Annotated in this window: 6 protein-coding genes; 2 read left to right on the top strand and 4 right to left on the bottom strand. The window is 73.9% G+C overall.

Translation table 11 applies throughout. The features are described from left to right. Nucleotides 1-139: 139 nt before the first annotated feature. Nucleotides 140-1,516 carry a hypothetical protein gene (locus tag AB0D10_RS12835; protein WP_360254831.1) on the bottom strand — a complete coding sequence of 459 codons (1,377 nt, stop codon included), beginning with the start codon at nucleotides 1,514-1,516 and terminating at the stop codon, nucleotides 140-142. A 371-nt stretch (nucleotides 1,517-1,887) separates the two neighbouring features. Here AB0D10_RS12835 and AB0D10_RS12830 point away from each other — a divergent pair, with 371 nt between their 5' ends. Continuing rightward, the gene (locus tag AB0D10_RS12830) at nucleotides 1,888-2,073 is read left to right on the top strand and encodes a PspC domain-containing protein (RefSeq protein WP_360254829.1); all 186 of its coding nucleotides are present in this window, start codon (nucleotides 1,888-1,890) and stop codon (nucleotides 2,071-2,073) included. 82 nt (nucleotides 2,074-2,155) lie between these two features. On the opposite strand, the gene AB0D10_RS12825 is transcribed toward AB0D10_RS12830, so the two are convergent. The 3 genes from AB0D10_RS12825 to AB0D10_RS12815 all read right to left on the bottom strand — a co-directional run bounded on the left by AB0D10_RS12825 (nucleotide 2,156) and on the right by AB0D10_RS12815 (nucleotide 5,010). Continuing rightward, on the bottom strand, nucleotides 2,156-2,527 hold the full coding sequence (locus AB0D10_RS12825) for an ATP-binding protein (RefSeq protein ID WP_360254827.1): 372 nt from the start codon (nucleotides 2,525-2,527) through the stop codon (nucleotides 2,156-2,158). A 225-nt stretch (nucleotides 2,528-2,752) separates the two neighbouring features. Beyond that, nucleotides 2,753-3,910: an adenosine deaminase gene (locus tag AB0D10_RS12820; RefSeq protein ID WP_360254825.1), complete on the bottom strand. Its 1,158-nt coding sequence runs from the start codon at nucleotides 3,908-3,910 to the stop codon at nucleotides 2,753-2,755. Nucleotides 3,911-4,041: 131 nt separating this feature from the next. Beyond that, complete coding sequence (locus AB0D10_RS12815; protein WP_360254823.1) at nucleotides 4,042-5,010, bottom strand: LysR family transcriptional regulator; 969 nt, start codon at nucleotides 5,008-5,010, stop codon at nucleotides 4,042-4,044. A 92-nt stretch (nucleotides 5,011-5,102) separates the two neighbouring features. On the opposite strand from AB0D10_RS12815, the gene AB0D10_RS12810 reads away from it, so the two are divergent. Next, nucleotides 5,103-6,416, top strand: coding sequence for an MFS transporter (locus AB0D10_RS12810; protein WP_360254821.1), 1,314 nt, complete (start codon nucleotides 5,103-5,105; stop codon nucleotides 6,414-6,416). Nucleotides 6,417-6,419 lie beyond the last annotated feature (3 nt).

Below are 6,419 nucleotides of genomic sequence, written 5' to 3'. Positions count from 1 at the left end.
ACTGCACACCTTCCGTCATGTCATGAGCTTACCTAAAGGTATGTCCTTACGAAATGTAAGCCTGGCTCCTACTGTCATCGCCATCGACCGCGTCACCGCTGCCGAGCGGTGACGGACGGGCCTTCCGGCGTGTCCGGGGTCAGCGCCCGGTCCTGGGGCCCAGCTTGCGGCGGCGCGCCACGACGAGCGTGCCCACGCCGAGGGCGATCGCGACCGCACCGGTGACCGCCATCGGCCGCGAGGCGGAGCCGCCGCCGGTGGAAGCCAGCCGGGTGTCCGCCACGGCCGGAGCCGCCGCGGCAGCGACCACCTGCGGGCCGCCCGCCACCGGGCTCGGCGCCGTGCCGGTGGTCTCCGCCACCGGGACGACCGGCGCGGTGGTCGGCTGGGCCGCCGTCGGCACCGGGGTGGCCGAGGGGGTCGGGGTCGGCCTGGGGGTGGAGCCCGCCGCGGCCGTGATCGTGAAGTCGGCCTTCGGGCTGGAGGCCTCGGACCCGCGTTCGCCCTCACCGGGCACGCTGCCCGCGAGGGCCGCCAGGGACTGGGCCATGGCGGGCGTGTCCCCGGTGAAGGACAGCCGGACCTCGATCGTGCGGCTCCCGCCCTTGGGCAGGGCGATGACGTCGGCGTTCCGGTCACCGGTGCGCAGGCCCAGGTAGAGCCATCCCGGGTGCTCCGAGTTGCCTCCGGGCGTCCCCTTCAGCCATCCCCCGGCGGCCGTCCGGAACTCGAACCCGACCACCTCGGAGGGGAGTTCGGTCGCGCCCTGGAACACGATCGCGGGCAGGATCCGGAGGTCCCTGCCGCTGTTGTTGGTGAAGACCAGCTTGAACGGCTTCGCCTCGCCGCCCGCGGTGAAGGTGGCGGGCATCCCGTCGAGCTTGACGTCGGCCGTGGCGGCGGGCGTGGGCGCCGGGGTGGTCGGCGTGACCGACGGCGTGACGACCAGGTCCGCGTAGCCGCTCATGGCCTGGGAGACGCGCTGCTCCGGCGGCAGGGCCGGGTCGGAGACGACGGCGTCGAGACCCGGTGTCACCCGGCCTGCCGGGGTGTCGGCGGCGACGGTGAGCCGCAACCGGTAGACGGCCTCGGTGCCGGCCGCCAGGTGCAGGACGGCGGGACGGTCGAGCTGCCAGAGGCCGCCGGTGCTCGTGGCGTTCGCCCTGGCGTCCTGCCACTGCGTGCCGCCGGGCGACTGGTACTCCAGCTTGAACTGGCCCTGCTTGGTGCCGGTGCCGGTGTCGCCGATGACGAAGGCGGACGACGGCACGTCCAGCTGGTGGTCGGCGGTGTTCTTCAGCGTCGCGGTGAACTCCACCGGCGCGCCGCCCGCCTTGACGGTCCCGGGCAGTCCGCCGAGGGTGACCGTGACCGGCGAGGACTGGACCTGGGTGCCCTGGTCGGCCGTGACGGCCCCCGAGGCGGCAAAGGCGGCCGGGGCCTCCACGACGGTCACACCGGAAGCGAGCGTGACGGCGGCGGTCGCGGCCAGGAATCTGCGATGCCCAATGCGCATTTCAACCTCACGAGAGAATTCGGACAGAGCCCAACAGAACGTGAAATCGCTTGCGAGAGAGGCCATTTCCTAGCGATGGCGCGCCGATGTTTCGCCCCCCGACCCAACAGCGACTGCGGCATCATACCGAGCCGTTTCCGCACCCCCGCGACGGGAGGGCGCCCCCCGGGCCGGGGCCGGACGGACGACGTTCCTCAGGGTCACCCCGACGGCGACCCCGACATCCGGCTACGCCTTCCCGGTGACCCTTCGGGGTGCGGAATCACCTGGCGGGCTGAGGAGAACGGGGCGGCGACGGCGGAGTATGGAAGTACGCCCGCCGGACCGGCCGGACCGGGCCGCCACCGTGCGGAGCAGATCAGGAGACCACCATGAGCGCCCGCCTCGCCCGTCCCCGTCACAACCGCGTCATCGCCGGCGTCTGCGCCGGGATCGCCGCCCGTTTCGGGCTGACCCCGTGGACTGTCCGGCTGATCTTCCTGCTCTCGTGCCTGCTCCCCGGCCCGCAGTTCCTGCTCTATCTCGCCCTCTGGCTGCTCCTCCCCCGGGAGCCGTGAGACCGGGCCGCATGACACGGCGAAGGGCCGCCCGTCCCGGTGATCCCGGGGCGGGCGGCCCTTCGCCGTGCCGGCCGTGCGGTCAGCCGCCGAGGCCCGGCAGACCGGGCAGGGCACCGGTCAGCCCGCCGATGGGGGTCTTGTCGAGACCCGGCACGGACGGGACGGCGGCGCGCTGCTGGGTGACGCCGGCGAGCGGGGCCTCGGCGGCCGGAGCGGCGTGGCCGACGCTCGGGGCGAGGGTGCCCAGCGTGCCGGTGACCTTGTCGGCACCGGGCAGCTTGGCGGCGGTGTCGGTGACCGCACCGGTCACCGCGGGGTTCGTCACCGCGCCGGTGGGCAGCCCGAGGCCGCCGGGCGCCGGGGCGGCGTCGGCGGAGGCGGTGCCGGCGCCGATCGCCGCGATAGCGATGCCGAGCGCCGCGGTGCCGGCGGCCTTGAGAGCCTGCTTCATGGTTCGTCCCCTTGGGTCCTCGTCGGTGGCCGACGACGCGTACGGCTTCGGCGGACGGGCGACCGCCACCGTGCCTGGTCGGCAATGACTGGCACACCGTAGTGAGCCGGTCGCGCGAGAACCAAAGGGCGTTCACTCACCGGAGTGAGTAGTCGGATGAACGCCAACTTTCCTGCGGGAAAGCGGCGTTCATCCGTCGACCGGGGTCGGACGACCCGGTGCGGCTCAGTTGCCGCCGGTGCCCGCGCTGAACAGCCACTCCGCCTTCAGTTCGGCGTAGCCCGGCTTGATCACGTCGTTGATCATCGCCAGTCGCTCGTCGAACGGCAGGAACGCGGACTTCATCGCGTTCACGGTGAACCACTCCATGTCGCCCAGCGTGTAGCCGAAGGCCTCCACCAGGTGGCCGAACTCCCGGCTCATGCTGGTGCCGCTCATCAGGCGGTTGTCGGTGTTCACGGTGACCCGGAACTTCAGCCGGCTGAGCAGGCCGATCGGGTGCTCGGCGTACGAGGTGGCCGCCGCGGTCTGGAGGTTGGAGGTCGGGCACATCTCCAGCGGGATGCGCTTGTCGCGCACGTACGCCGCCAGCCGGCCGAGCTCGACGCTGCCGTCCTCGTTCACCGTGATGTCGTCGACGATCCGCACGCCGTGGCCGAGGCGGTCGGCGCCGCAGCACTGCAGGGCCTCCCAGATCGACGGCAGGCCGAAGGCCTCGCCCGCGTGGATGGTGAAGTGGTTGTTCTCGCCCTTGAGGTAGTCGAAGGCGGCCTGGTGGCGGGTGGGGGGGTAGCCGGCCTCGGCGCCCGCGATGTCGAAGCCGACGACGCCCTGGTCGCGGTGGCGGTTGGCCAGCTCCGCGATCTCCTGCGAGCGGGCGGCGTGCCGCATCGCGGTGATCAGGGTGCCGATGCGGATCCGGTGGCCGGCCGCGCGGGCGTTGGCCTCGCCGAGGCGGAAGCCCTCCTGGACGGCCTCGACGACCTCGTCCAGGGTCAGGCCGCCCTCCAGGTGCTGCTCGGGGGCGTACCGGACCTCGGCGTAGACGACGCCGTCGGCGGCCAGGTCCTCGGCGCAGTCGGCGGCGACCTTGATCAGGGCGTCGCGGGTCTGCATGACGGCGCAGGTGTGCGCGAAGGTCTCCAGGTAGCGGACCAGCGAGCCGGAATCGGCGGCCTCACGGAACCACTCGCCGAGTTCCTTGACGTCGGTGGTCGGGAGTCCCTGGTAGCCGACGGCGGCGGCCAGCTCGACGACGGTCTCCGGACGCAGCCCGCCGTCCAGGTGGTCGTGCAGCAGGACCTTCGGCGCGCGGCGGATCTGCTCGGCGGTGGGGATGCGCGGGCCGGTGCCCGCGGTGGTGACGGGGATCTGCTTTTCCATTGCGGAAATATAGCCCCTACGCGCGTAGACCCACCACCGGGAACACCACCGGATGGTCCAAACTCCACCCGGAATTCCACCGACCGGTCCATACAATCCGCCAAATCGCCCAACCTCCCGCGACGGCCGCGTCAGTCGTGCTGGAGCAGCCGTCCGCGCCGCGACAGCACGAAGTCCCGGAAGGCCTCCGCCGGCGGCGTCAGCGGCCGCCCCGCCGCCCAGGCCAGCCCGACCGCCCGCCGGGTACGCGGCGCCGTCACCTCCAGCTCCACCACCCCGGGCCGCGGCACCAACGCGGGCGGCAGCAGCGCCACCCCCAGCCCGGCCGCCACCAGCCCGCGCAGCGTCTCCGCCTCCTCCCCCTCGAACGCCAGCCGGGGCACGAACCCCGCCTCCGCACAGAAGCCGTCCGTGATCGCGCGCAGCCCGTACCCCTGCTCCAGCCCGACGAACGGCTCGTCGGCGACCTCCGCCAGCCGGATCCGCCGCCGCCCGGCCAGCCGGTGGTCCGCCGGGACGACCAGGTGCAGGCGCTGCTCGTCCAACGGGCGGGCGGCGAACGCCGGGTCGTCCGGCAGCGGCGCCACCAGGCAGAGGTCCAGCTCACCGGCCCGCAGCCGCTCCAGCATCGCCGCGCCGTAGTCCTGCACCAGCTGGAACCGCACCCGCGGGTGCGCCGCGCGGAAGCCGCGCAGCAGGGCCGGCACCGCGTCCGGCCCCATCGTGTGCAGGAAGCCGAACGCCACCAGCCCCGCCTCCGGGTCCGCCTCCGCCCGGGCCGCCTGCGCACCGCGCTCGACCTCGGCCAGCGCCCGCTCCACCGACCCCAGCAACAGCCGGCCCGCCCTGGTCAGCCGGACGGTGCGGCCCTGACGGGCCAGCAGGTCCACCCCCAGCTCCTCCTCCAACCGGGCCACCGCGCGCGACAGCGTCGGCTGCGGCACCCCCAGCAGTGCGGCCGCCTGCGTCACGTGCTCCAGCCGGGCCACCGCCGCGAACTGCGCCAGCCTGGGCGCCAGCAGGACGGCCGGCTCGTCCGGCCCCAACTCGGCCGCCCGGTACCGCTGCTCGCCGCCGTCCGCCGGTTCCGGACCGGTCATCCCGCCACCACCTCGACTCATGCGTCAGTGCATCGATCATCCCTGCTTCATGCATTGGACGCATCAGCGACGCCGGGCCTACGGTCAACGGCATGCAGCCCTCAAGTACCAGGGCGTCCGCGCCCGCCCCGGACGCCGCCACCGCATCCACCATCGCATCCACCGCCGCACCCACCGCCGGCGTCCACACCGCGGACGACCGCCACCGCCCCGGCCAGCGTGCCTTCCGCCGCGCCAACCTCGCCCTGTTCGCCGCCGGCGTCGCGACCTTCGTCCTGCTCTACTCCACCCAGGGCCTGCTGCCGGTCCTCTCGGCCGACCTCGACCTCACCCCGGGCCAGGCCAGCTGGACGGCCTCCGCCGCCACCCTCGGACTCGCCCTCGGCCTGCTCCCCGCGAGCGCCCTCTCCGACCGGTACGGCCGCACCGCGGTGATGACGGCCTCCACCCTCGCCGCCTCCGCCCTCGCCCTCGCCCTGCCCTTCGCCCCGGACCTCACCACCCTCGTGGTGCTGCGGGTCGTCCAGGGCGCCGCCCTCGCCGGGCTCCCGGCCACCGCCATGGCCTACCTCGCCGAGGAGGTCCACCCGAGCGCCCTGGCCTCCGCGATGGGCCTGTACGTGGCCGGCAACAGCATCGGCGGCATGGGCGGCCGGCTGGTGTCCGGCTGGACCGCCGCCGCCCTCGGCTGGCGCTGGGGCCTGGCCGCCTCCGCCGCCCTCGCCCTGCTCGCCACCCTGGTGTTCCGGCTGCTGATCCCCGCCGCCCGGCACTTCACCCCCGCCCCGGTGGACGCCCGAGCCCTCGTCAGGACCGTCGGACGGCACCTGCGCAACCCGCTGCTGGTGCGGCTGTACGCGCTGGGGATGCTCTTCATGGCCGTGTTCGGCGCGGTCTACAACACCGTCGGCTACCGGCTGATCGGCGCGCCGTTCGACCTGCCCGAGTCGGTCGCCGCCTCGATCTTCGTGGTCTACCTGGTCGGCACCGGCACCTCCGCCGCGGCCGGCCGGCTCTCCGGCCGCCTCGGCCGCCGCGGCGCCCTCTACGTCTCCGTCGGCGTCACCGCGGCCGGCCTGCTGCTCTCCCTCGCCGAGTCCCTGACCTGCGCCCTGCTCGGCCTGGTCCTGATCACCGCGGGCTTCTTCGCCGGGCACGCCACCGCGTCCTCCGCGGTCGGCCGCACCGCCACCGAGGGCCGCGCCCAGGCCTCCGCCCTCTACCTGATCGCCTACTACCTCGGCAACAGCCTCGGCGGCACCCTCGGCGCCGACGCCTACCACGCCACCGGCTGGCCCGGCGCCGCCGCCGTCGGCCTCACCGCCATGACCCTCGCCGCCGGCGTCACCCTCTACGCCACCCACCGGGCCCACAGCACAGCGCAACGGATGGTCACCGGACGCTGACAT

Source organism: Kitasatospora sp. NPDC048545 (assembly GCF_040651155.1).
Taxonomy (GTDB): domain Bacteria; phylum Actinomycetota; class Actinomycetes; order Streptomycetales; family Streptomycetaceae; genus Kitasatospora.
This window is presented reverse-complemented; position numbering and strand designations above follow the sequence as displayed.